Genomic DNA, 22826 nt, shown 5'->3' on the forward strand with positions numbered 1-22826 from the left:
TCTGGGCTATGCCCGCACTGACCTCAAGCGAGATACTCGCTGCTGTTGCACGGATTCTCATTCTTGAGGACCGTGCCATTACTTTCCTCTGCACAGAGGGGGAGATCAGCATCAGGTTCCCAAAGACCAGACGCCTGGCCGAATACCTCTCTGTCCCGCACTACTATGTCATCCCCGTCATCGCCGCCCTGGAGGAGGACGGACTGGTCACCCGCACCGAGAGGGTCGGTGTCTCGACCACCGCGCAGGGAACGGCAGTCCTCTTTTCAAAGATCCTTGCAGAGTATCCCCGGGAGGTCGAGCAGATCCTGGGGTCAGACCTTCTCGGGGCGATCAGGGCGAGGGCCCTCGACTGAGGTCTCCCTGCCCGGACAATTCCGCAGGCGTGCACTTCTCGGGCGTGCGGCCTCCTGTTTGCAGGTCCACCCATCCGGAACGGACATTTTCCCTGTGGTCAAACGGGTAGATGTATGGCTTGATGTCGAGGAGGGGGGTGTTGTCCAGAATGTCCACGCCGGAGATCTCAAGGACGTTCCCGCGCACAGCCTTCAGTCCCACGATGGAGAGGCCGATTGGATTCGGGCGGTTGAAGTGGCGGATCGCGAAGATCCCCCTCTCACGTGAACCGTCCAGAAACGGCTTTCGCCTGAGCTCGACATCGCCGGCACGGTTAAAATGGTAGAGGAGGATGATGTGGGAGAAAGCGTCGAGATCCAGCAGACCTTCCGCATACTCGGGAAAGATCTCCACACGACCATCTGACCTGGAAAAAACAGGTTGGATCGGAGTATCTGCCTGCTCGGTAAAACCAGACCTGATGACTCCGATAGGCCTGTACAGGATCGCGAGGTCATGGGGGTCTGTGCTCTTGACATTAATATCGGCCATATATCTATCCCGGCGGCCCCTGTACCCTGGCCGCACATGAGAGGAAGATTATTGGAGAACTGATAAAAGGGTTCAGATATCAGCAATGATCAGGAGGGGGGTGTGGTGACAGGGCCGGGAGAGGAAGTACGAAAAGGATCTGGCCTACGATTCAATCTCAGCGAGGCCGCAGGATCTGTCGGCGACTTCGGTACCATCCTCCCGATCGTGCTCGGCGTCGCCCTTGTCTGCAACGTGAACCTCTCGTATATCTTCCTCTTCTTCGCCCTCTGGTACGTGATCTCCGGCCTCTACTACCGCCTGCCCATCCCGGTCGAACCCCTGAAGGCCGTCGGGGCGATCGCGATCGCCGAGGGCCTCACCGCGGGGGAGATCGCCGCCTCCGGACTGATCATGGGCGTCCTCTTCCTTGCTCTCGGCCTCGTCGGAGGTATGCGTTATCTCAGCGACCGTATCCCGACCTCTGTCGTCCGCGGCGTGCAGGCGGGACTCGCCCTCCTCCTCCTGAAGACTTCCTTCGGTTTCGTCGCCGCCGACCCCCTCTTCGCCGGGATCTCGGTGGGCGTCGTCCTCCTGTTCTTCCTCGCCGCGCTCCGCTGGAAGGTTAAAGATCTCTCGGCCCTCCTCGTCCTCGGGATCGGGGTCTGTGCGGGCGTGCTCAGCGCGGGCCTCCCGTCTCTCTCTGCGATATCTCTGCCCGCGCTCGTCCTCCCGAACCCTGCCGACGTCTTCTTCGCCGCATGGTACCTCGTCCCCCCGCAGATCCCCCTGACCCTCACCAATGCCATCCTTGCCACGGCCCTCCTGACGCGGGACCTCTTCAGGACAGAGGTCGACCCCGACCGCCTTTCCCGGACGATCGGCGTCATGAACCTCGTCTCCGTTCCCTTCGGAGGATTTCCGATGTGTCACGGTGCCGGCGGCCTTGCCGCCCAGTACAGATTCGGCGCACGGACAGGAGGCTCGAATATCATCGCCGGGGCCATCTTCCTGGGCTTCGCCCTCTTCTTCGCCTCGCCTGAGAGCCTCGCCCTGATCCCGATAGGGGTCTTCGGCGGCCTCCTCATCTTTGCGGCGGTCGAACTCGGCAAACACAGCATGAAGACCGATTCCATCTTTGTGACCGTGGTCATCGCCGCCCTCTCCGTTCTCATGAACATCACGGTGGGCTTTGTCATCGGGCTCATGCTTGCCTGGGCCCTGGAAAGGTACGGGAGGGCCAAGGCAGCAAAAAGAGGGAGTTAATCCTCGACGACGTGGACAGCACTGGCCTTGAAGGAGATCTTCACCGCCATCCCCTCCCTGATGCCGAGTTCTTCGGCAGACTTCCAGGTGACAAGAACAGTGAAAGGGATGCCGCAGTCGACCGTGAGGTGGTTGAGGGGGCCGTAGGCCCGTACCCCGGTCACCCTCCCGGAGAGGACGTTTCGCGCCGAGATGCCGGTCCCGTCGGCAAGGTGGATGGTGATGTCCTCGGGTTTGATACAGGCGCAGACCTTCGTCCCCGGCCCGAGAGGGGTGACCGCGGCGATCGTCACCCAACCGGCGGCAATGGCGGCGACGCCATCGCTGTTCTCCCGCACCTCTCCCTCGATGATGTTCTCGATCCCGACAAACCGCGCCACATACCGGTTCTTCGGCATCGCAAAGACCTCACGCGGCGTCCCGATCTGGGCGAAGACACCGTCCATCAGCACCCCGATCCTGTGGGCGAGCCTCTGGCCCTGGAGCATGTCGTGCGTCGAGAGGACCACCGTCTGGTTCATTTCCCTGTTGATACGCACGACCAGGTCCTCGATCGCCTCGGTTGCCACAGGGTCGAGGTTTGCGGTCGGTTCGTCGAGGAGGAGGACGACAGGGTCGGTGACGACCGCACGGGCGATGGCGACTCTCTGCATCTCCCCGCCCGAGAGGGTCTTTGCCTTCCGTTTCTCATAGCCGGAAAGCCCGATCACCTCGAGGGCGGCCGCGATCTTCTCCCTGATCCCGGCCTCGGGGACATGCCTGATCCGCAGGCCGATCGCAATGTTGTCATAGACAGTTTCATTGAAGGCCGCCGGTTTCTGGAAGACCATCGCCATCTGCCGTCTGAACCCGAGGGCGCTCCCCCGGTCCGCGTGGATGTCGGCGCCGTCGAGGAGGATCTCCCCGCCCGAGGGGGTGTCCAGGAGGTTGATCAGGCGGAGGAGGGTGGACTTGCCCGACCCCGAGGGGCCGATGATCGCAAAGATCTCGCCGTCCCGGATCGCTGCGTTCACGTCTTTCAGGACGACTTTCTCGCCGAAATTCTTTGCAACATGACTGAGTTCGATCATGGTTCACCGCTGCTGGTAGATAGTCACCACCGTGTTCACGACGAGGGCGATGCCGAGGAGGATGATCCCGAGGGCGATCGAGGTGCCGATATTCCACTGCGATGTGTTGAGGGTGATCGCCGTCGTCAGGACGCGGGTCCGACCGTAGATGTTCCCGCCGATGAGGATCGCCGCACCGACCTCGGAGATCGCCCGGCCGAAGCCGAGGGCGACCGCCCCGAGGATCGCAAACCGGGCCTCCCTGACGACGTGCTTGAGGAACTGGAGGCGCGTCGCCCCGAGGGAGAGGATCGTGTCCCTGATCGTCGCGTCCACGCCCGAGATCGCGGTGATCGTGAGCCCGGTCATGATGGGGAGGACCAGGATAGTCTGGGCAAGGATCATCGCCTGCGGCGTGAAGAGAATGCCGAGAAACCCGAGAGGACCGTGACGGGTGAGGAGGAGGAACAACAGCAGACCGACGATGACGGTCGGCAGGGAGTACAGGGTCTGGATAAGTTGGATGAGGATTTTTTTCCCGGGAAATTCGTTGAACGTGACCGAGGCCCCGAAGGGGACGGCGATGAGCGTCGCCGCAACGGTTGCAGTCAGGGAGACGACGAGGGAAAGGGCGGTGATCTCTATGACGTCGGGGTCAAGCGTGACGATGAGGTGAACAGCCTCAAGAATGCCGTCGATGATAAAGCCCATCACTCACTCCCCGGAATATAGGAGAGAAAAGGGAGATGAAAGAGAAAAACCCTGCGACTTTATGCCACCGGGTCTTCCACTTCAGACTGGTTCACGCCCATCTTCTCCCAGTTGCCTGCGGCCGGATAGAAGAGGGGTTCGCCGTACGTGTCCACGCCGAAGGTCTCGATCATCTTCTGTGTCTCGGGGGTGATCAGGTAGTTGATCCAGTCCTTGGAGATGGTGGCGTTCACGCCGGGGTGCTTCTCCGGGTTGATCCGCATCGCGGAGTAGACGTTGAGGAGGATATCGCCCTCTTCGACAAGGGGCACGAGGCTGATCTTGTCCTTGCTCGCAAGGTAGGTGCCGATGTCGGAGAGCGTATAGGCCTGCTTCTCGTCGGCCATCACCAGGGTCGCACCCATGCCGGTGCCGGCCTCGATGTACCACTCGCCCGACTTCTGGATGTCGGTCGAGTAGTTGAAGCCTGCGGCCTTCCAGATCGCCTTCTCCTTGGAGTGCGTGCCAGAGTCGTCTCCGCGGGAGACGAACTTCACCGTCGCCGGGTCGGCAAGGCCCTTCTCACGAATCGTGGTGAAGGCCTGCTCGGGGGTCATGTTCTTCACGCCTGCCGGATCCGATGCAGGGCCGACGATGACGAAGAAGTTGTAGGCGAAGACGCGGCGGTCGATGCCGTGGCCTGCAGCAAGGAACGCGTCTTCGCGGGCGCGGTCATGGACCATCATCACGTCTACGTCGCCGTTCTCCCCGTAGCCGAGGGCCTTGCCGGTGCCGGCCGAGATGATGTCGACCTTTGCATTGTACTTCTTCTCGAAATCAGTTTTCAGGGCGTCGAGGAGTCCGGTGTCATAGAGACTTGTCGTCGTGGCGATGAGGAGAGTCTGCGTCTCTGCAGGAGCCGCCGTCGTTTCCGCCGCGGTCGGCGTTGCTGTCGGCGTTGGGGTCACGTCCCCGGTGCCGGTACAGCCGCATGCAAATGCAGCAACGATCATGACTGCTGCAAAAAGCATAAAGATGCTCTTTTTCATGGTAATTTTACTATCAGGACTCACCATATTATATACGTTGCCATATTCGAGGACGGGAACTGAGATCTGTTTAACTGCTCCCGGAGAGGGGCGATTCCGGGAAATACGAAGGTTTTATCATATAAGGGGCTCTACTGAGAGCATCCTGATCCCACAGAGGAGAAACATGGAAAAGATCAGCAAAAATGCAGAAAAGGTCCTGTATGCCCTTGCCGGGAGCAAAATGCGCCAGTATTCCGGCAAAGAGATCTCCCAGATGACCGGCCTTGCACCGGCCGAGGTGAGCATGGCGGTGCGGGAACTCCAGAGAGAAGGCGTGATCGACGTCCATCTCCGCGCATCGTCAGACCCCTATACGTTCACCTCGATCGCCATCACCCCGAAGGGAAGAGTGGCTGTCCAGGAGAGGAATCCAAAGACCCCGAGCTGCGACACCTGAAAACCCTCTTTTTTAGTCCTTTACCATGACGACCGCACCATAGACGTACGGTTCCCCGATCTGCAGGTTCTTCTGTTCCGACTCGCGGGGCAGTTCTGCCTGCACACGGACCGGGGCATCATAGACGGAGAAGAAGACGGTCTTGTACGGGATGCCTGCCTTTCGTACCTCGTCTGCCGACGAAGGGACAAAGCCGGGTTTTTCCGCGGCGTTATAGGCGAAGAATGTGACAAGGACGTCGACGCCGTCCCGTGCGATCGCCGCGCCCACCGGGTCTGTGGCGAGTTTGAGAGTGACGCCGGAGCCATCGCTCCGCTCCACGGCAGAAAGATCGATCGTCATTTCAGAGAGGCGGGGGTCGACGACGAGCACCGGGCTTTCCACCACGGGGAGGGTCGGCGTCGGTGTCACGACCGTCGTTGGCACCGGGGTCTGCCTGTCGACCGGCGCGGTCGCACACCCGGACGTGAGGGAGACGGCAAGACAGCAGAGGGCAAGGAGAACGGATAACGTTGTGTTCATGGACGAGAATCGGCTGGGGACAATATAAGTGTTCGGCCAGAGGCCACGACCCGAACGGTAATATAGCGAGGTGATGACTATACTGTGTTGTTTATTATGGTCGACGAAGCATACCGGAAAGCGAAAGTCGGGGATCAGGAGGTGCCCTACGACCCCGAGCAGTTGCGGAAGATCCAGGAGCACCCCTGCTACTCGGACACCGCCTGCCACACCTTCGGGCGCTGCCACCTGCCGGTCGCACCGCATTGCAATATCCAGTGCAATTATTGCGTGCGTGATTTCGACTGCGTGAACGAGAGCAGGCCTGGGGTGACTTCCCGCGTGGTAAAACCGGCCGAAACTGTGGACCTGGTCACAAAGGTGGTCACAGAGTTCCCGTACGTCAAGGTGATCGGGATCGCGGGGCCAGGGGAACCCCTCGCAAACGAGGAGACCTTCGAGACTCTCCGCCTTATCCACGAGGCTTTTCCCCACCTGATCATGTGCATCTCCACAAACGGCCTCCTTCTCCCGGAGAAGATCGACGAAATTGCAGAGTATGGCGTCGGCAACGTGACCGTCACCCTCAATGCCGTCGATCCCGCGATCGGCGAGAAGATCTACTCCTTCGTCAACTACCACGGCACGCACCACACCGGCCGCGAGGCGGCCGAGGTCCTCCTGAAAAACCAGCTTGAGGGGATCAGGATGGCCGTTGAGAGGAAGATGTTCGTGAAGGTGAACACGGTCTATATCCCGGGCGTCAACGATGAGCACATCGTCGAGATCGCAAAGAAGGTTGGGGAGATGGGGGCATTCTCCTTCAACCTGATCCCCCTGATCCCGCAGTATAAGTTCGCCGGGATCACCCCGCCGACGCCAGCGGAGAAGAAGGCGATGCAGGACGCCTGCGCCCCCTATATCAAACAGATGCGCCACTGCGCCCGCTGCCGCTCGGACGCGATCGGGAAACTCGGCAAGGACGTGCAGTCCCGTATCTACTCGAACTGTTCCTGCGAACAGAAAGAATAAACCTCCTTTTTTCAGATGAAAGATCTCTGCAGGATCGCTCTGCACGACGACGAACCCTTCGACCTCGACGCCACCCTGGGGTGCGGCCAGGCCTTCAGGTGGGAAAAAATGGACGACGGGTGGTGGCACGGCATCGCAGGCAGCCGTGGGGTCCGGATCAGGCAGGACGGACCTCTGCTCTCCTTCCACGGCGCCGACGAGAGATTTATCAGGCGATACCTTGCCCTCGACCTCGACCTCCCCGGCATTCTCGCCTCGGTCGACCGCGACCCCGTGATCCACGCGGCCATCGACCGCTGCCTGGGCCTGCGCCTCCTCCGGCAGGAGCCCTTCGAGACCCTGATTTCATACATCTGCGCCACGAACGCGAACATTCCGGTGATCAGGAAGAGGGTGCGTCTGCTTGCCGAAAGTTACGGGCGGTCCCTCCCCGGCGGCGGTCATGCCTTTCCGACGGCCGACGAACTCATCTCGTCGACCGAATGCTCGTTGCGGGAGGGGTGCGTGATGGGCTACCGGGCGCCGTACGTCTGCCGGACCGCGGCGATCTGCGCGGATGACCCCGCGTGGGCGGAGAGGGCCGCCGAACTCCCATACGTGGAGGCGAGGGAGGAACTCCTCCGCTTCCCGGGCGTCGGCCCGAAGGCGGCGGACTGCATCCTCCTCTTCGCCTTCCAGAAGTACGAGGCCTTCCCTGTGGACGTGTGGATACGCCGGATCATGCGCCGCTCGTACCTCCCCCACCTCAGGGAGGAGGGGGCGATGACCGCAAAGGAGTACAGGGATATCAGGGACTTTGCATGGGGGCACTTCGGCAGGTACGCCGGGTGGGCGCAGGAATACCTTTACTGTGTGCGGGACGGGGCCTGACCCCGTATCACCGTGATCTCGGGCGGGCAGTTGAGGCGGATGTCCATGCCGAGAAGGGGCGTGGTGCCGATGCCGCGACTGACATAGACGGTCCTTTTTCCCTCCTCGATCAGGCCGGCAGAGGGGTCGTAGCCGAACCATGCCGCAGGTTTTCCGAGGGCGGGAAGGTCGACCTGACCGCCATGGGTATGACCGCAGAGGACGAGGTCGACGTCCCAGGCGGCCCGGCACTCGGGTTCGTGGATGAGTACGATGCGATAGTCGGCGTCGGGGAGGGCATCAGGGAACCGCGCCCTCCCTGCCAGGCCGTCGTCGAGGCCGACGACGAGCACGGTACTGTTCCCGACCTCTTCTGTCGCGTATTCGTTCCTGAGCACCACAACGCCGGCCTCCTCAAGGCGGGCACAAACCGCGTCGGCAAGGGCGGTGTCGGTCGTGCCGTCGGCAAGAGGGGAGAGGTCGTAGCCTTCGACGCTGAGGTCTGCCTCTTTCAACATCTCTCCCCGACCGCGGCTGGAGATACCGTAGTCGTGGTTGCCAAGCACGGCGTACACCGGTGCCCTGATGCCGGCGAGGGGGGAGAGGTCAGGCACCCCGTCCCTCCCGTATCCCGCGACAAAGTCTCCGGCGATGAGCACGAGGGAGGGGTGTAGGGAGTTCGTCTCCCTGACAGTCCTCTCGATCAGGTCACGGTTCCCCTCTGAGATATGGAGGTCCGAGAGGAGGACGATCGTGCCGGGCACCCCTGTCACCGTGAGGGGGGTGACGGTCAGGTCCCCGGCCCCGGCGGCGCCGCAGGCAAGGCCTCCGGCAAGGAGAAGGAGAAGAGCGAAGAGGACTGCTGCGAGAGGGCGGGCATAGGACACCATGCCTCACGCGGTCGCCGGGAAGGGGGATAACGGTTTCCTGCGCAGTTCAGTTATACGGGATCTTTTTGCTCCACCCGGCCTCGTCGAGCAATCTCTTCAGGACGGCCATCCTCTGCGTCTGCTCCTGGATCCTGCTCTGGTAATAGGTGAGCGTCGCCTGTGCATCGTCGGGCGCGGCGATGAGAAACATCCTGTCCGAACTGGTCACACCGAAGAAGACTCCAGCATGATCCAGCGGTTCGAGAATTTCCTTCTTCCACTCCTCATGGCTGATCTCATAGCCCTCTGCGAGGAGGTGGGCGAGGATCTCGGCCGTCGGCACCGCGTGCTCCAGGCCGACTGCGTGGTCGAGGAGGAACCTGACGGTCTCGACCATCAGAGTGCAGTACCTGCTGGAGCAGAGGACACCCTGGTCGAACATGAAGTTCCTGGCCCGCGTGACAAAAGGCATGGGCGGGTCTTCGGCGGCAGGGGTTATAGGTGTTGTGGGGTGGAGGGGACAGAGCAAAAAAATTCAGAGACTCGCTTCGAGGAGGATTGAATGCCATTCCCTCCCGCACCATATGAGAATCTGTACATCATCCGCCAAAAATAAATCGAGCAATATTATATGTCCTGTCTCTCCATATACCAGATAAATGCTCTCGCACACCATCCCACTCAGAAGAGAAACACTTGAAGTTCTTTCATCCGAGCAACGGGTGCAGATACTGAAACACCTCGACAAAAGACGGATGACAATAACCGAACTGTCAGAGGAGATGGAGTGCGCCAAGTCGACAGTCCATCACCACGTGGAAAAACTCATTGCTTCAGGGTTTGTTGCAGCGATCGACGAGGGGCATCGCTGGGTCTATCTTGAGTTGACGACTCAGGGGCACATGATATTGCATCCATCTGAGAGGACCAGGATTGTTCTTCTCCTGACCTCTATCCCGTTCGCATTCCTGGGAGGGATGGTTCTTCTCGGATTCTATCTGACACGGCCAGTCCTGTACACCGGTGATGTACATCCGCTCTGGAATATTCCAGACCCCCTCTTTCTGGTAGGGGGCATCGGTCTCCTCGGGGCCGGTACTGTTCTTGCGGCCTATGCTATCCTTCAAAAAAAGGCCCGGGTGAAACCCTCACCCTCGGTAACACTCGCCACCGATTAAAATGTGAGAGGCAGGACTGCACCGACCACGATATCCAGAGGGGTTCATTTCCTCTCCGCATCTCTTCTGATGACCACCACTCTATGAATCCATCTTACGGATCCTAACGATACCACGTTCGAATACGGTCGAACATATTTGATAGATTCTTCCGACATTTCCCTACACTACATGGTGAGTACAGAGATGTGCTCATCAATGCCTGCCCATGGGCCTCATGTGGCAGAGGAGGATGTGTTTCATGAAAAAAGCCCTCTTTGTCTTTATCGGCATCCTGCTGATCTCGTGGGGTTGTACCGCCCCCGTAACCGCGGTCGATGCTGAGTTGTAAAGAATTATGTATCGATCGATCAGGCGAGAACGAACGCAAATAGCGTTCTCTCCGATTTTGTCTCACAAGGACCACTCCAGGGAAACGATACATGGGTAGGTGCCATGATCGATGAGTCTCCGATCACGATCTACGATCCGAATGGACTGAAGCTCTATTACCTCTTCACGGTAGAGCGAAAAGGCACACCGATAGGCGATGTTGAGGTTCCCGCAAGCAAAGTACTCGGGTCACCTGTATCTTCGGTCAGTCTCAAGCCCCATACCCGGGACTTCGACCGGGCACAGGAAATCGCAAAGAAATTCGCAGATGAAAACTATCCGGACTACAAGATCACATCAATAAAACCTGTCGATTATGCTCCTTCACGCATGGGAGCAATGGCCGAACTCTTCGATCCCGGCAATGAGTCGCATGAGCGGATCATTGTCGACGCGCATACCTTCGATATCGTTCCTGAAGACATGCCCCCTGAAGCAGAAGGTCGCTATGGAGCGGCGTGCATCGAATCGCTCTATGATTCCCTCTCTGAAGAGGTTGCAGACGAGCGTATCAGACACTGGAACGAGTGCCAGGAGGCTCTTCAGACTACGCATGTCAGAGCGTGAGGGTGTGGCCCGCAGGGCACGGCCCGGGTCAAATACGCCCGGATCTGCCCCCAAACAGGGGATCCTACCTCCCGTTCAGGGCCATACCAGGGAGATCCGGCGATCCGGGCATACCAGGGTCTGTGGGCAGAACAGGATGAAATCCGGCAGGACTCAACGCCCTCAGGTCGTCGATATGATTGCAGGTAATGTCTTCCTCTCCCGGCCCCCTCCCTGTGCCGGGGAGGTGGAGGGAAAGGGGTTGGAAATCGTCCCGATCCAGGATCGGGAGATACCCTCAGTATGAGGATGTACCCTGAAAACCACCGGGGTAACTTTCAAAGAACCGCCTGAAACGTCGTTTCATGAGCGGTACACCAGAGCCAAAAAAAGAGATATTATGTCCCGATATTCCAGGCTGACATGTAGTGCTTCTGCTCGTCGGTGAGGGCGTCGATCGCGATCCCGAGAGAGGCGAGCTTCCTCTCCGCGACCTCCTCGTCGATGACGTTCGGGACATCGTAGACGCCCGGAGAGAGGTCCTTCCCGTGCTCCGCCATGTACCGGGCGGAGAGGGCCTGGAGAGCGAAGGAGAGGTCCATGACCTCGATCGGGTGGCCCATGCCCTTCGGCGTCGCCAGGTTCACCAGGCGGCCCTCGGCAAGGACGTGGATCTTCTTCTCGCCGAAGATGTAGGTGTCGATGCCGTCGCGGCGCTCGATCCTCTCCGCGTGCTCCTCAAGCCACTTCACATCGATCTCGACATTGAAGTGGCCGGCATTGGAGAGGATCACGCCGTCACGCATCGAGCCAAAGTGGCGCTCCGTGAGGATCGAGGTGTTCCCCGTCGTCGTAATGAAGATCTCGCCGATCTTTGCCGCCTCGTCCATCGGCATCACGGTGAAGCCGTCCATGTGCGCCTCAAGGGCGCGGCGCGGGTCCACCTCGGTGACGACCACGCGTGCGCCGAGACCGCGGGCCTTCCGCGCCACACCGCCGCCGCAGAAGCCGTAGCCTGCGACGACCAGGAACTTGCCGGCAAGGAGGCAGTTTGTGGTCGCCATGATCGCGGAGAGCGAACTCTCGCCTGTGCCATGGACATTGTCGAAGTGGCGCTTCATCGGGGTGTCGTTCACCGCGATCACCGGGAACTTCAGCGCGCCTTCTGCCGCCATCGAGCGGAGACGGTGGATGCCTGTCGTCGTCTCCTCGCAGCCGCCGATCACGTACTCGATAAGTTCCTGCCGGCGGGTGTGGAGTTCGAAGATCAGGTCCATGCCGTCGTCGATGGTGATCACCGGGTGCGCGTCGAGGACCTGGTTGATCGCCGCGTAGTACTCCTCGTTCGAGCACGCCCTCTTCGCATAGCAGTGCACGCCCGGCACCTCGCCGAGGGCCGCGGCCACGTCGTCCTGGGTAGAGAGGGGGTTGCAGCCGGTGATGTACACCTCGGCCCCGCCTGCCGCCAGGGTCTCGACAAGGACGGCGGTCTTTGCCTCCACGTGGAGGGCCATCCCGATGGTCACGCCCGCGAGGGGCTTCGTCTCCTCGAATTCCTTTCTGATGCTGCCGAGCACCGGCATGTACTGCCGTGCCCAGTCCATCTTCTGCTGACCGGTCTTCATAGCCTCACCTGACGTCTTCCCATATAGGTGGACGCGCATCCACTTGAAAGGTGACGGTCCGGCCTGACGGCCCCCTCCCAAATGCTGATTATCCCCGCGGTCAGAGAAGTTCGCATGGCACTCACCAAACGGATCATCCCCTGCCTCGACATCAAGAACGGCAGAGTGGTGAAGGGGACGCACTTCGAGGGACTCCGCGACGCGGGCGACCCGGTCGAACTTGCGGCGCGCTACAATGAGCAGGGAGCGGACGAGGTGGTCTTCCTGGATATCACGGCCTCGAAGGAGGGAAGGGGCACGATCATCCCGGTCATCGAGCGTGCTGCCGACGAACTCTTCCTCCCCCTCACCGTCGGGGGCGGGATCAGGACACTCGACGACATCACCCGGATCCTCAGGGCCGGCGCGGACAAGGTCTCCATCAACACGAGCGCAGTGGACGATCCCACCCTGATCACCAGGGCCGCGGAGCGCTTCGGAACCCAGTGCGTCGTCGTCGCCATCGACGTGCGGGCCAACCCGACGATGCGGGAAGGGGTGACCCCCATCTCCCTCCCGGACGGCCGGACCGTGTGGTACGAGGTGATGACGATGGGCGGGTCGCACCCGACAGGCATCGACGCGGTCAGGTGGGCAAAAGAGGTCGAGGAACGCGGCGCCGGCGAGGTCCTGCTCACGAGCATGGAGACGGACGGCACGAAAAACGGGTTTGATATCCCGGTCACCCGCGCCGTCTCCGGGAGCGTGGGCATCCCGGTCATCGCCAGCGGCGGTGTCGGGACGCTGGAGCACTTCAGAGAGGGGTTCGCCCTCGGCAAGGCGGACGCCTGTCTTGCGGCAAGCGTCTTCCACTACGGGGAGATGACCGTCAGCCAGGTCAAGGAGTACCTGGCCGGACAGGGTATCCCGGTACGGCTCTGAGGTCGAGTTCGAGGGCCGCCACCGGGTGCTCCAGGGAAAAGGCGACGAGCACCTCGGGGTGGACCTCGCCGAAGACCCCCACTTTTTTCCCGTCCACCAGAACGTCGCCGCGCCTGCCCTCGAGGAAGGCCGGGTCCGCTGACTCGACGAACTCCGGGGAGAGGCCGCACTCGCGGCAGAGAGCGTCCATCGTCGCATAGGCCTCGGAGAAGTCCGCACCCGGGTGGATGGAGACGGCGGCGACGCTCTGCATCGTCGTCACGCCGCGGATGATGTCGCCGGTCGCAAAGAGGCGCTGCGGGAGTTCGCGGTGGCAGTTGATCTCCAGGATCTCCATGAGCAGGGGGAGGATATCGGTCCTGACCACGCTCTGGTCCTCTGAGATCGGCTTCGAGACCCGGAGAAGGTCGGGGGAGACCTCGCGCCGCATCTGCCCGTAGAGCACTCTCTCGGACGTGAGGGTGAAGGGCATGACCTCCAGGTAGCCGAGGCCGGCGAGGATGGACCTGACCTCTCTCTCGACGACCGCGATCGGGTGCTCCTTGCCGGTGGTGAAGGTCTGCGGGAGGGCGGCGGCGATATTGTCGAAGCCGTAGGCGACGGCCACGTCCTCGAAGATGTCCCAGTCGTGCATGATGTCGGCCCGGTACGGGGGCACGAGCACCCGCACCTGTTCGTCGGAGAGGGACTCGGGAGGCTGGCGTTGTGCTCCTGCTCGATAGCATTCGGCCAGCACCTGCAGTTTCCCCCTGGAGATGGGTTCGGCACCGAAGCGCATCTTCCGTAGCAGGGCGGCCATCTCCCCGGCATCGATATCGATCCCGATGAGGCGGCGGCAGGCGTCGACGCTCACGATACGCTCGGCCGGGGAGAGGTCGGGGTATGGCGTGCCGTCGACATCGACGCTCTCTATAGTCGCCCCTGCCTCGGCGAGGGCGGTGCAGATGATGTGCGCCGCCATGCGGACGGACTTCGGGTCTGTACCCGTGCAGTCCAGGAGGATGTTCCTCGTCTCCGTCGTGACCTTGGTCAGTTCCCCGTTGATGATCGGCGGGAAGGAGAGGACGTTCTCGTCGGCATCGACGATCAGGGGGAAGCGGTCGAAGGCATCGACCAGGTGGGCATAGTCCCTCCCCTTCGGGTGCTGCTCCAGGATCTCCTCCATCGATAGTTCGTCCTCGAAATCGAGGGGGACGAAGCGGCGGTCGCGGGGCGAGGCGAGATACCTGAAGGGCGGCCTGACTTTGTCGAGGTCGTGGACGCCGATCGCCACCTTCTTCCGGCCCCGGCCAATCGCCCAGTGGAGAGACTCCTGCAGTCCCATCAGGCTCTCGATCCCGGCCTCGTCCAGACAGACGTTCCGGATGACGGCGGTGCCGAAGTAGGGCCTGATCGACCTGAGGGCGGGATCGACCGAGAAGGAGATGCCTGAAGGGGCGACCGGGTACGCGGGGAGGCCCTCCTCGATGCCCAGGAAACCGCGCATCGCCCGCGCCACGCCCTCGGTCGAGTACAGGTCCACCCGGTCAGGGAAGAACTCCACGTCCACATGGTCATCGAAGGTCCGCTCGATGTCGGAACCGATCATCGGCAGGCGCTCAAGGATCGTCTTCCTGTCGGTGCCGGTGAGGCGTTCGAGGTATGCATAGTTGAGAGATATGATTGCCATGGCTCACTCCTCCTTCCTGATCACCGGGCTTTCCCTGATCCAGTCGATGTCGCTCCGGTACAGCTGGCGAAGGTCTTTCAGGCCCAGCTTCAGCATCGCCACGCGGGAAATGCCAAGGCCCCAGGCAAGGACAGGCGTCTCGATCCCCCAGGGAGCGGTGACCTCCTCCCTGAAGATGCCGGCGCCGCCGAGTTCGACCCAGCCGAGGCCGTCCACCCAGACCTCGGGCTCGACCGACGGCTCGGTGTACGGGAAGTAGCCGGGGCGGAAGCGGACGTTCTCAAAGCCCATCCGCCCGTAGAACTCCTTGAGGTAGCCGAGAAGGTGACGGAAGGAGACGTCCTCGTCCATGACGATCCCTTCGAGTTGCTCGAACTCGGGGGTGTGGGTCGGGTCGATCGCCTCGCGCCTGTAGACCCGGCCGAGGGCGAAGGCCTTGACCGGGGGTTCGGGGTGGTCGATGAGGTACCTGATCGAGAAGGGGGTGGTGTGGGTGCGGAGCACGCATTGCTGCGGGACTTCGGTGCTCCAGACGCCGCCCCATCCCGTCGAGGAGGTCGTGCCGCCGTGCTCGTGCATGTCGCGCACGCCCTCATATCCGGCGGGCAGGGGCTCTTTCATGTCCAGATAGAAGGTGTCCTGCATCTCGCGGGCCGGGTGGTCCTGCGGCTGGAAGAGGGCGTCGAAGTCCCAGAAGGCGGAGAGGACGATCTCGCCCTGCATCTCCACAAAGCCCATGTCCAGAAGGATCCTCTTCACCTCGTCGATGATCCGCTGGTACGGATGGGACTTGCCCGGCCAGATGCGCTTCGGCGGCGTCGAGAGGCTGTACCGCCTCAGGTTTGCCGTCCGCCAGGAACCGTCGAGGATCTGCTCCCGCGTCAGGGTGCCTGTCTCCTCGACGAGGTCGAGGCCGGTGGCGACAAGGGCGCGGCCCTCGGGGGTGATCGAGATTGTATAGGCCACCTCCTCGTGCTCCTCGACGAGGTTCCTCTTCAGGAGGTCGGCGATGCCCGGCATCCCCTCCTTCGGGTCTGCAAGGGCGATCTCGTCCTCGCCCGGCGCGGCCTCGCCCGTTTTCTCCGCGACGCCCTTCGTGATCGCGATCCAGCCCTTCTTCCTGAGCCAGCCGATCCCGATCCTGGAGAGGGGATGGCCCTGGAGGTCCTTCATCGAGATGGAGCCCTCGAAGGAGTCCAGGATCTGCCTCTCGGGGAGACCGTGCTCCCTGTACTCCGCCCCCTCGGGGGTGAGGGAATAGGTCTTCGCGCTCGTCCGCGTCACCGCGGCAAGGCCGCGGTCGGCGCAGAGGTGGGCGTACTGGACGGCCGCCTCCTCGGTCGTGCCGAGTGCCGTGGCGAGGGCGGCTGCACTGCCCTCGCCCATCGGGGCAAGGGCGACAAGGAGCCGCTTTTCATTCAGGGTGAGGTCTGCCATTATCCATCCACCAGATGTGCTGTTTCGTCCATCTTCTCTCTGAGATCCTTTAAGTACTCCTTCGTCCTCTCGAAGGTCTCCTTCTTGCAGGTGCCGCACATCATCTCGCCGGCACGGCACTTCCTGCAGATCTCGGCGAGTTCCTCGTCGTCGGGGGCCATGTGGAAGAGGTTGAGGAGATAGACCGAGCACTTCTCCGGCTCGCCGCCAAGTTTCTTCTGCTCTTCGAGGGTCATGCGCCCGCCGGTGAGGGAGGCCATCACCTTTTTCTTGAGATCTTTCTCCGTCTCCCAGAAGGAGATGAAACTCTCCGGCACGCTCGACGACATCTTGCCGCCCTGCAGGCCCGGCATGAAGGTGTGGTAGGTGGCCGAGGGGAGGACGAAGCCGAAGCCGCCCTGCTCGATCTCGATCGCCCGCACCGTCTCCTCGACCGCCTCACAGGAAGCGCCAGGGATGTCCACGTGGCCCTCGTACTTCTTCGAGCCGGGGAAAGCACGGTGGACGGCCTCGATCGCCGCTTCGGGCGCGTTCTTCGAGCGGACGCTGATGCAGCCGTCCCGGCGTTCGACCAGGAACATCCGGAGTTTGTAGGCGACGTCGCGGGTCAGCCTGATATGGGGGTCCTGGTCGATCCCGACAGGGACGACGGTGGGGGACGGGCCGCAGTCGAGCTGCGGGAAGAGGATGTCCCCAACCTGGGTCGCCACGCTCATCGCATGGGCAAGAGCGGTGTCCTGCGTGAAGCCGTAGATCGCCTGGAGTTCGGAGAAGTTGATCTTCGTCGCCGCCTCGAAGGCGAGGTCTTTCAGGCGGGTGTTTTCACTCTGGTAGTAGGTCGTCCCCTCATAGCCGAGGGCGTACAGGCAGGCGAGGTACTCCCGGCCGTACTCCCTGCACTGCGTCCACGACATCCCGCGGACGGCGTGGGCCTCGCGGTCGGCGACGCCGATATAGCCCCGGCCCCCATGCTGCACGTGCCAGACCACCTCTTTCATCACCATGAGGTGGCCGAGGTGCGGGTGGCCCGAGGGCATGAACCCGGTCATAACATTGAATGGCGATCCTGTCCGGATCGCGTCGGCGATCCTCCCGTAGTCACGGTGCCCCACGACGATCCCCCGCCGCATGAAGGACGGGACCTCGGGGAGGCCTGAGGTGGCGGTGCTGATCGGTTCGATGCCAAAATCGGAGAAGAGTTTTTCGACATCGACCGTCTGGCTGCTGGCCCATGGATTGATCCCCTGCTGCATAAGTCAGATCTCACAGTTTTATTCGTGCAAATTCGATATACTGGATGCCGTTTATATGTACACAGGCAAACAACATCTTCTTTTTGACACTGTGCGCCAGGCGGACAGAGCGCGAGATGACGGCCATGGTGAGGGCGGTGCCCGAGGGAATAGCATGGGCGAGCATGAGGGAGTGCTTGACCCCTTCGCCATAGACCCTGAAGTGGTGGCCGAACTTGTACCCGGTCTTCGGCGCATAGCCGCGCCTGCGCAGGTCGGTATAGACGACGACCTTCTCTGCAAGTTCGCCGTCGGTCGCAGCGGCGACGGCATGATACTCGTCCCGACCGAGAGGGGACTCCTGCTGCACGATGGTGAGCCTGTCCCCATCCATGAGGAAGAGCGCCTCCACCGGGGAGAGCATGGTCAGCTCGGGGTCGAGGGGTTTGCCATAGCCTTCAGTCTCAAGCCAGGGGGCGGCCGCGGCTCTCACCAGGACGACCGCACCGAAGGCCTCCCCTTTCACCGTCGCGGCCGCACCGGGGGCCTCCGAACCGGCGAGGTGGTTGGTCTTCACCTCATAGTAGGTGAGTTCGCCCTCGTCGTCCACCGCCGCTATAAGGTACTGCTTGCGCATGTTCCCGGCCGTCGCCACCTCGGCGACGACCCGGTCGAAGTCCACGAGGTCGCGTTCGGCGAGCACCCGGATCAGGTACAGGGACTGCCCCTTCCCCGGCCTCTCGCCGCGTTTGAAGACCCTGAAGTCGTGCGGCCCGGTCTGGAGGGCGTAGCCCCTCTCCCTGAGGTCGCGGTAGACGAGGTACCGCCGGAAAAAACCCGGTTCCCGGGAGAGGTCTGCAAGGAGGCCGGAGAAATCGTAGCCTTCGAGGTCGATCCTCTTCCTCCAGAGGAGGTACAGCCCCTCCTCCGGGGAGAGACGGAGCCCGCCCTTCTCAGGTCGCCCGTATCCCCCGCTCTCATAGAGCGAGGTGTCCTGTTTCAGATAGAGGTTGCTGCCGTCGAATGTTGCCTTCACGTGAAAGATACGTGGGGTGGCAGGGAATATATAGAAGACGACCTGCCCCACGGGCAGGGAGCCTGTCGTGACAGGACAGGATTACTCCTGATAACAAGATTATGAGAGAAAAATATGATAATCATGGAATAGATCTTCAGGGTGGCGATCCTGCCCAATAAACAGCCATGGTGGAAGAATATTTCCTTCACCAGAACGACTATTACCACCTGATACCAAATTATTCGGGGCAGAGAGCTGAAGACGATGCCACGCATTTTAATCACCGATGACTCATCCTTTCAGAGAAAGATCATCTCGTCCATCCTCGACAAAGAGGGTTTTGAGACGGTCTGCGCCAGGAACGGACGTGAAGGGCTGGACCTTGCAGCCGAAAATCCACCCGATCTGATCGTCCTTGACCTCCTGATGCCTGAGATGGACGGTTTCGAAATGATGAAGCAGCTCCGTGAACGCGGGCTGACGGCCCCGGTCATCATCCTGACCGCGGACATCCAGGAGTCGACCCTTGATGCATGCCGTAAGATGGGCGCGAGGGCATGCCTCAACAAACCGCTGAAAAAAGACGATCTTCTGGCGACTATCAGAGATATACTCGATCAGGGCGGGATCTGATGGACGTCGACCCCGAAGATATCGACGCCATAAAGGAACTCGTGAACATCGGCGTCGGCAGAGCGGCGGCGATGCTCAACGAGATCACCTGCTCCCATATCACCCTGCAGGTACCGACGCTCCAGGTGATCGGCCTCGATGAACTCGACCGGGTTGACGGGCTTTCCGGCCCGCAAAGTGCCGCAACGGTAAAGATAGATTTCAGGGGTTTTTTCACCGGCACGACCGCCCTGATCTTTCCTCCCGAAAGTGCCGCGGCCCTGGTGATGGCGATCACCGGCGAGGAGGAGGACCAGCCCGAACTTGATGCACTGAGAACGGAGACGCTGATGGAGGTCGGGAACATCTTCATCAACGGGGTCATGGGATCGATCGGGAATGTCCTCGGGCAGCAGATCACCTACACGCCCCCGACCTATGTCGAGGACACGATCGCAAATATCGCCCGGGCAACACGTTTCGACCCGGACGAGAGGGTTCTTCTCGCCAACACCAGGTTCTTCGTCGAAGAGATCAATGTCGAAGGCGTCATCGCAATGATCCTGGAAATCGGATCTCTGGACGTCCTCCTCGACAGGATCGCCTCTGTCAGGGGAGATTGATCGGATGGAGACGCGTGGGTCTGTCGGCGCATGGCAGGGGATGGACTTCCTGCCGGTCGGCATATGCATCATCGATCCGGAGTTCAGGGTCTGTTACTGGAATGCCTGCCTGGAGGAGTGGACCGGGATCCCCACAGACGAGATACGGGGAGAGGAGATAACCGTCCGCTTCCCGTCCCTGAAAAGGCCGGTTATCACTGAACGGATCAATCAGGTCCTACAAGGGGGCGCACCGATCGTCTTCTCCTCCCAGATCCACCACTACCTCATCCCCTCATGCCTTCCCGACGGAAAAATGCGGATCCAGCGCACCACCCTGATCCCGGTCGCCAGCGAAGAAGAAGGGAGATCAAATGTCATGATCGTCTGCGAGGACGTGAGCACCCTGACCCGCGAGGTGGTGGCATACAGGGCGACGAAAAACAATCTCACACATGAACTTGAGGAGCGGATAAAAGCAGAAAAAGAACTGAAGGCTGCCCAGGAGGCACTCCTCGCGTATCTCATCGAGAGCGCGTCGCGGGTCATGCACCCGGCAGAAACTGTCAGGGCAGACCTGGAGGGGATCATCGGCGATCTGGATACAGGAGACTGGCGTCCGGAGGAGATCAGGATGCAACTCCAGGTGGAGATCGGCACGATCGGGGCGATCGAAGAGAATCTGGCAGAACTTATCAAGGCAGCCACCGGGGGACGCCGGGATATCCCGGAAATTTTCAGAAAATTCCTGCTGGAAAAGGGATACGAATCATGAGCATCTCGCTGCCCGGTCTTGAAGACGCTGCGGTCTACCTCGCCCTATCCAGTCCGAAGATGCTCAGGGACGCAAATGTCGCCCTTGTCGAAGAGATCGTGAGACAGGGGTTCAGGGCGGTCGTCATCACCGTCAGCCAGCCTTCCCAGATACTCATACAGGTCTATGCACGCCGCGGCATCGATACTTCGCGGGTCTCCTTTATCGACGCAATCACGAAGTACGCACTCGGGACACCACCGCCACCCCGGGAAAACACGGCCTTTGTCAGCAACCCGCGGGACCTGACCAGCCTCAGCATCGCGATCACCGAGATGCTCAGGATGTACCCGGAAGAGCGGACATGCTATCTTATCGACTCGGTCACCACGATGCTCATCCACCTCTCCTCAGAGGACGTATCGAAGTTCATCCACTTCGCATCGGCGAAGCTCGGCATCATGGACACGCCCCTCGTCTTCCTCGCCGCCGAGAACAGTCTCAGCCCCATTCTCCTCGATAACCTGCTCACCTTCTCCAGCGAAGTGATCAGGATCGAGGCTCCGGTTTCCCCACAAGCTCCATCCTCGTAGCCACAACCCGTTAATCCCTGCGAATACGTGAGATGCGCGGCCCTATGGCGATGATGTTTTCATCAATTCCCACCGCGAACCGGTCCTCCCCCGCGCCCGGGGAGAGCGGTGCGGATCATCAGGGAGAGGTACCGATATAGATAGCCTCCGACGAGGAAAAAATAGATAATAACAGTTTTTTTGCAGAAAAATTGTTTTAAAATAGAGGCATCGGCAATCAATGCACCCAAACATTTCCGTCCGGATCCCTCCGGCATGCCACCACCCCACCCCCTATATATCCACCAGATCAAAAATCGCGAGTACCATGGGGATCGGACTACCTCACCTGGAAAACCCCGGATATGCCTTCATCGCCATCGCTCTCCTCGTCTGCACACCTGCGACCCTGGGGTACATGGCCCTCGAAGGGCAGAGTTCCTCCGTCACCACCCTCTCCTTCGACGACGCCCCCGAGGGGGTCGTGTTCATCGCCGACCCCCACCTGAAAGCGGAGACCATGGACCACACCAGACAGATGATCGATGAAATCAACGCCCTCCATCCCTCGGTCGTGCTCATCGGCGGGGACTTCGTCTATGGCGAAGACCCGGACCTCTCCCTCCAGCAGGTCTGGCAGGAGATCGACGCACCGGTGTACGCCGTCCTCGGCAACCACGATTACAGGTCGGGCACAGATGCTTTCAGCGGACTGCAGAGGGTCGCAGCCATCAAAGAGACCACCCGGACGGCGGCAGGCTACGACATGAGCACGCTCAGGGACGGGACGGCCGACGTCGCATTCGCCGACTCGGTCGAGGCAGAACTTGAAAAGAACGGCGTCACGGTGTTGAGAAACAAATATGTCACCCTCGACATCGATGGCAACAGGCTCCGCATCGTCGGCGTGGACGACGGCTGGGCCGGCATGGCAGACCCGCCCGCGGTGCCGGAGGATGACGATGCCTTCACGATCTACATGATCCACGAGCCTGAGTGCCGGGCCGACTGGGACGCCGACCTCATCCTTGCCGGCCACACCCATGGCGGGCAGGTCATGATACCGGGCGTCAAGGACCTGAACGACCGGGGCGTCATCGAACTCTCCGGTCTCATCCAGAAGGGCGGGGCACCGGTGTACATCAGCCGCGGCATCGGCACCTCCAACCTCAGGACAGACCTGCGTTTCAATGCCCCGCCTGAGATCGTCCTGATCGGCCCGGCCGGGACTCTCTAAAGACTCTGGAGCACTTTCGTTCAGGAATGCCCTGGCCGGGGGGCTACGCCCCGGCCAGGATGGCGTGGATGGCGGAATATTTCGAGTGCCGCGCCCCCCATCGGATTACCTCCTCGCAGGATCCCGGGAAATTTTCCCATGTTCCTATACAGGCTCTGTTGAAATTCTGGCTCTGTAGAAACCCTTGCGTGAAAGTACTTCCTGAAGTGATAGGGGAAAAAATTCTGTTCAGACGTGCCTGGTCCAGGGGGGCTGCCGCCCCCCATACCCCCTGCCATTACGATAGGGGCAGGGATGGCCTCCTCCTCCAGGACTCCGACCCTTTCTTCCCGGGACCAATCCTCGCGCGGGGGTCCGGGGGCAAAAGTCCCCCGGAGAACGGGAAGGCAGAGGATCAGCACGCATTATCAACCTATGGAGGAGGAATTCTCCAAAGCCGA

The 22826-nt window shown here is 61.1% G+C and carries 25 protein-coding genes; 13 read left to right on the forward strand and 12 right to left on the reverse strand.

Annotated features, from left to right (window positions below):
- Window positions 1–8: 8 nt before the first annotated feature.
- Window positions 9–356 (forward strand): hypothetical protein, encoded by a 348-nt coding sequence (locus MEFOE_RS12950; protein WP_067052720.1) that lies wholly within the window; start codon window positions 9–11, stop codon window positions 354–356.
- Here MEFOE_RS12950 and tsaA read toward each other — a convergent pair.
- Complete coding sequence (gene tsaA, locus MEFOE_RS12955; RefSeq protein ID WP_067052722.1) at window positions 334–888, reverse strand: tRNA (N6-threonylcarbamoyladenosine(37)-N6)-methyltransferase TrmO; 555 nt, start codon at window positions 886–888, stop codon at window positions 334–336. The genes MEFOE_RS12950 and tsaA overlap by 23 nt on opposite strands.
- Before the next feature lie 105 nt (window positions 889–993).
- Here tsaA and MEFOE_RS12960 point away from each other — a divergent pair, with 105 nt between their 5' ends.
- Entirely contained in the window at window positions 994–2133 is a 1140-nt protein-coding gene (locus MEFOE_RS12960) for a putative sulfate/molybdate transporter (protein WP_067053343.1), read from the forward strand.
- On the opposite strand, the gene MEFOE_RS12965 is transcribed toward MEFOE_RS12960, so the two are convergent.
- Genes MEFOE_RS12965 through MEFOE_RS12975 form a run of 3 tightly spaced genes read right to left on the reverse strand, consistent with a single transcriptional unit; the run spans window position 2130 to window position 4921 of the window.
- Entirely contained in the window at window positions 2130–3203 is a 1074-nt protein-coding gene (locus tag MEFOE_RS12965; protein ID WP_067052723.1) for an ABC transporter ATP-binding protein, read from the reverse strand. The genes MEFOE_RS12960 and MEFOE_RS12965 overlap by 4 nt on opposite strands.
- 3 nt (window positions 3204–3206) lie before the next feature.
- Window positions 3207–3893, reverse strand: coding sequence for an ABC transporter permease (locus tag MEFOE_RS12970; RefSeq protein ID WP_067052725.1), 687 nt, complete (start codon window positions 3891–3893; stop codon window positions 3207–3209).
- 59 nt (window positions 3894–3952) lie between these two features.
- A complete protein-coding gene (locus MEFOE_RS12975) occupies window positions 3953–4921 on the reverse strand; it encodes a substrate-binding domain-containing protein (protein ID WP_067052727.1) in 969 nt (322 codons plus the stop codon).
- A gap of 166 nt (window positions 4922–5087) precedes the next feature.
- Here MEFOE_RS12975 and MEFOE_RS12980 point away from each other — a divergent pair, with 166 nt between their 5' ends.
- Window positions 5088–5360 (forward strand): hypothetical protein, encoded by a 273-nt coding sequence (locus MEFOE_RS12980; RefSeq protein WP_067052730.1) that lies wholly within the window; start codon window positions 5088–5090, stop codon window positions 5358–5360.
- Window positions 5361–5372: 12 nt separating this feature from the next.
- On the opposite strand, the gene MEFOE_RS12985 is transcribed toward MEFOE_RS12980, so the two are convergent.
- The gene (locus MEFOE_RS12985; RefSeq protein ID WP_067052732.1) at window positions 5373–5882 is read right to left on the reverse strand and encodes a hypothetical protein; all 510 of its coding nucleotides are present in this window, start codon (window positions 5880–5882) and stop codon (window positions 5373–5375) included.
- Between the two features lie 96 nt (window positions 5883–5978).
- Here MEFOE_RS12985 and nifB point away from each other — a divergent pair, with 96 nt between their 5' ends.
- The gene (nifB, locus tag MEFOE_RS12990; RefSeq protein ID WP_067052734.1) at window positions 5979–6893 is read left to right on the forward strand and encodes a nitrogenase cofactor biosynthesis protein NifB; all 915 of its coding nucleotides are present in this window, start codon (window positions 5979–5981) and stop codon (window positions 6891–6893) included.
- A 15-nt stretch (window positions 6894–6908) separates the two neighbouring features.
- Entirely contained in the window at window positions 6909–7763 is an 855-nt protein-coding gene (locus tag MEFOE_RS12995; protein WP_067052736.1) for a DNA-3-methyladenine glycosylase family protein, read from the forward strand.
- On the opposite strand, the gene MEFOE_RS13000 is transcribed toward MEFOE_RS12995, so the two are convergent.
- Entirely contained in the window at window positions 7739–8632 is an 894-nt protein-coding gene (locus MEFOE_RS13000) for a metallophosphoesterase (protein WP_067052738.1), read from the reverse strand. The two genes, MEFOE_RS12995 and MEFOE_RS13000, sit on opposite strands and share 25 nt — an antisense overlap.
- A 46-nt stretch (window positions 8633–8678) precedes the next feature.
- Window positions 8679–9083 (reverse strand): hypothetical protein, encoded by a 405-nt coding sequence (locus MEFOE_RS13005; protein WP_067052740.1) that lies wholly within the window; start codon window positions 9081–9083, stop codon window positions 8679–8681.
- A gap of 187 nt (window positions 9084–9270) precedes the next feature.
- On the opposite strand from MEFOE_RS13005, the gene MEFOE_RS13010 reads away from it, so the two are divergent.
- Both MEFOE_RS13010 and MEFOE_RS13015 read left to right on the forward strand, forming a co-directional pair.
- A complete protein-coding gene (locus MEFOE_RS13010) occupies window positions 9271–9789 on the forward strand; it encodes a winged helix-turn-helix domain-containing protein (protein ID WP_067052742.1) in 519 nt (172 codons plus the stop codon).
- 435 nt (window positions 9790–10224) lie between these two features.
- Window positions 10225–10728 carry a hypothetical protein gene (locus tag MEFOE_RS13015; protein ID WP_067052744.1) on the forward strand — a complete coding sequence of 168 codons (504 nt, stop codon included), beginning with the start codon at window positions 10225–10227 and terminating at the stop codon, window positions 10726–10728.
- A 377-nt stretch (window positions 10729–11105) separates the two neighbouring features.
- Here the strand turns inward: MEFOE_RS13015 and MEFOE_RS13020 are convergent, their stop codons facing one another.
- Window positions 11106–12332, reverse strand: a complete 1227-nt coding sequence (locus tag MEFOE_RS13020) for an adenosylhomocysteinase (RefSeq protein ID WP_067052746.1) — start codon at window positions 12330–12332, stop codon at window positions 11106–11108.
- Window positions 12333–12446: 114 nt separating this feature from the next.
- On the opposite strand from MEFOE_RS13020, the gene hisF reads away from it, so the two are divergent.
- Entirely contained in the window at window positions 12447–13253 is an 807-nt protein-coding gene (gene hisF / locus MEFOE_RS13025; RefSeq protein WP_067052747.1) for an imidazole glycerol phosphate synthase subunit HisF, read from the forward strand.
- Here the strand turns inward: hisF and pheT are convergent.
- The 4 genes from pheT to endA are packed head-to-tail and all read right to left on the reverse strand — an operon-like array spanning window position 13210 to window position 18627.
- Window positions 13210–14922: a phenylalanine--tRNA ligase subunit beta gene (gene pheT, locus MEFOE_RS13030; protein WP_067052749.1), complete on the reverse strand. Its 1713-nt coding sequence runs from the start codon at window positions 14920–14922 to the stop codon at window positions 13210–13212. The two genes, hisF and pheT, sit on opposite strands and share 44 nt — an antisense overlap.
- A 3-nt stretch (window positions 14923–14925) precedes the next feature.
- Entirely contained in the window at window positions 14926–16359 is a 1434-nt protein-coding gene (pheS, locus tag MEFOE_RS13035) for a phenylalanine--tRNA ligase subunit alpha (protein WP_067052751.1), read from the reverse strand.
- On the reverse strand, window positions 16359–17612 hold the full coding sequence (locus tag MEFOE_RS13040; RefSeq protein ID WP_067052753.1) for a tryptophan--tRNA ligase: 1254 nt from the start codon (window positions 17610–17612) through the stop codon (window positions 16359–16361). Before MEFOE_RS13040 ends, pheS begins: the two co-directional genes overlap by 1 nt.
- A gap of 10 nt (window positions 17613–17622) precedes the next feature.
- On the reverse strand, window positions 17623–18627 hold the full coding sequence (endA, locus tag MEFOE_RS13045) for a tRNA-intron lyase (RefSeq protein WP_067052756.1): 1005 nt from the start codon (window positions 18625–18627) through the stop codon (window positions 17623–17625).
- A gap of 246 nt (window positions 18628–18873) precedes the next feature.
- On the opposite strand from endA, the gene MEFOE_RS13050 reads away from it, so the two are divergent.
- From MEFOE_RS13050 to MEFOE_RS13070, 5 genes are all read left to right on the forward strand, one after another.
- A complete protein-coding gene (locus MEFOE_RS13050) occupies window positions 18874–19242 on the forward strand; it encodes a response regulator (RefSeq protein WP_067052758.1) in 369 nt (122 codons plus the stop codon).
- Window positions 19242–19844 carry a chemotaxis protein CheX gene (locus MEFOE_RS13055; RefSeq protein WP_067052760.1) on the forward strand — a complete coding sequence of 201 codons (603 nt, stop codon included), beginning with the start codon at window positions 19242–19244 and terminating at the stop codon, window positions 19842–19844. Before MEFOE_RS13050 ends, MEFOE_RS13055 begins: the two co-directional genes overlap by 1 nt.
- 4 nt (window positions 19845–19848) lie before the next feature.
- Complete coding sequence (locus MEFOE_RS13060) at window positions 19849–20598, forward strand: PAS domain-containing protein (protein WP_067052762.1); 750 nt, start codon at window positions 19849–19851, stop codon at window positions 20596–20598.
- Window positions 20595–21170: a DUF7504 family protein gene (locus MEFOE_RS13065; protein ID WP_067052764.1), complete on the forward strand. Its 576-nt coding sequence runs from the start codon at window positions 20595–20597 to the stop codon at window positions 21168–21170. Before MEFOE_RS13060 ends, MEFOE_RS13065 begins: the two co-directional genes overlap by 4 nt.
- Before the next feature lie 307 nt (window positions 21171–21477).
- The gene (locus tag MEFOE_RS13070) at window positions 21478–22386 is read left to right on the forward strand and encodes a metallophosphoesterase (protein WP_067052766.1); all 909 of its coding nucleotides are present in this window, start codon (window positions 21478–21480) and stop codon (window positions 22384–22386) included.
- Window positions 22387–22826: the final 440 nt, after the last annotated feature.

This window comes from Methanofollis ethanolicus (assembly GCF_001571385.1).
Taxonomy (GTDB): domain Archaea; phylum Halobacteriota; class Methanomicrobia; order Methanomicrobiales; family Methanofollaceae; genus Methanofollis; species Methanofollis ethanolicus.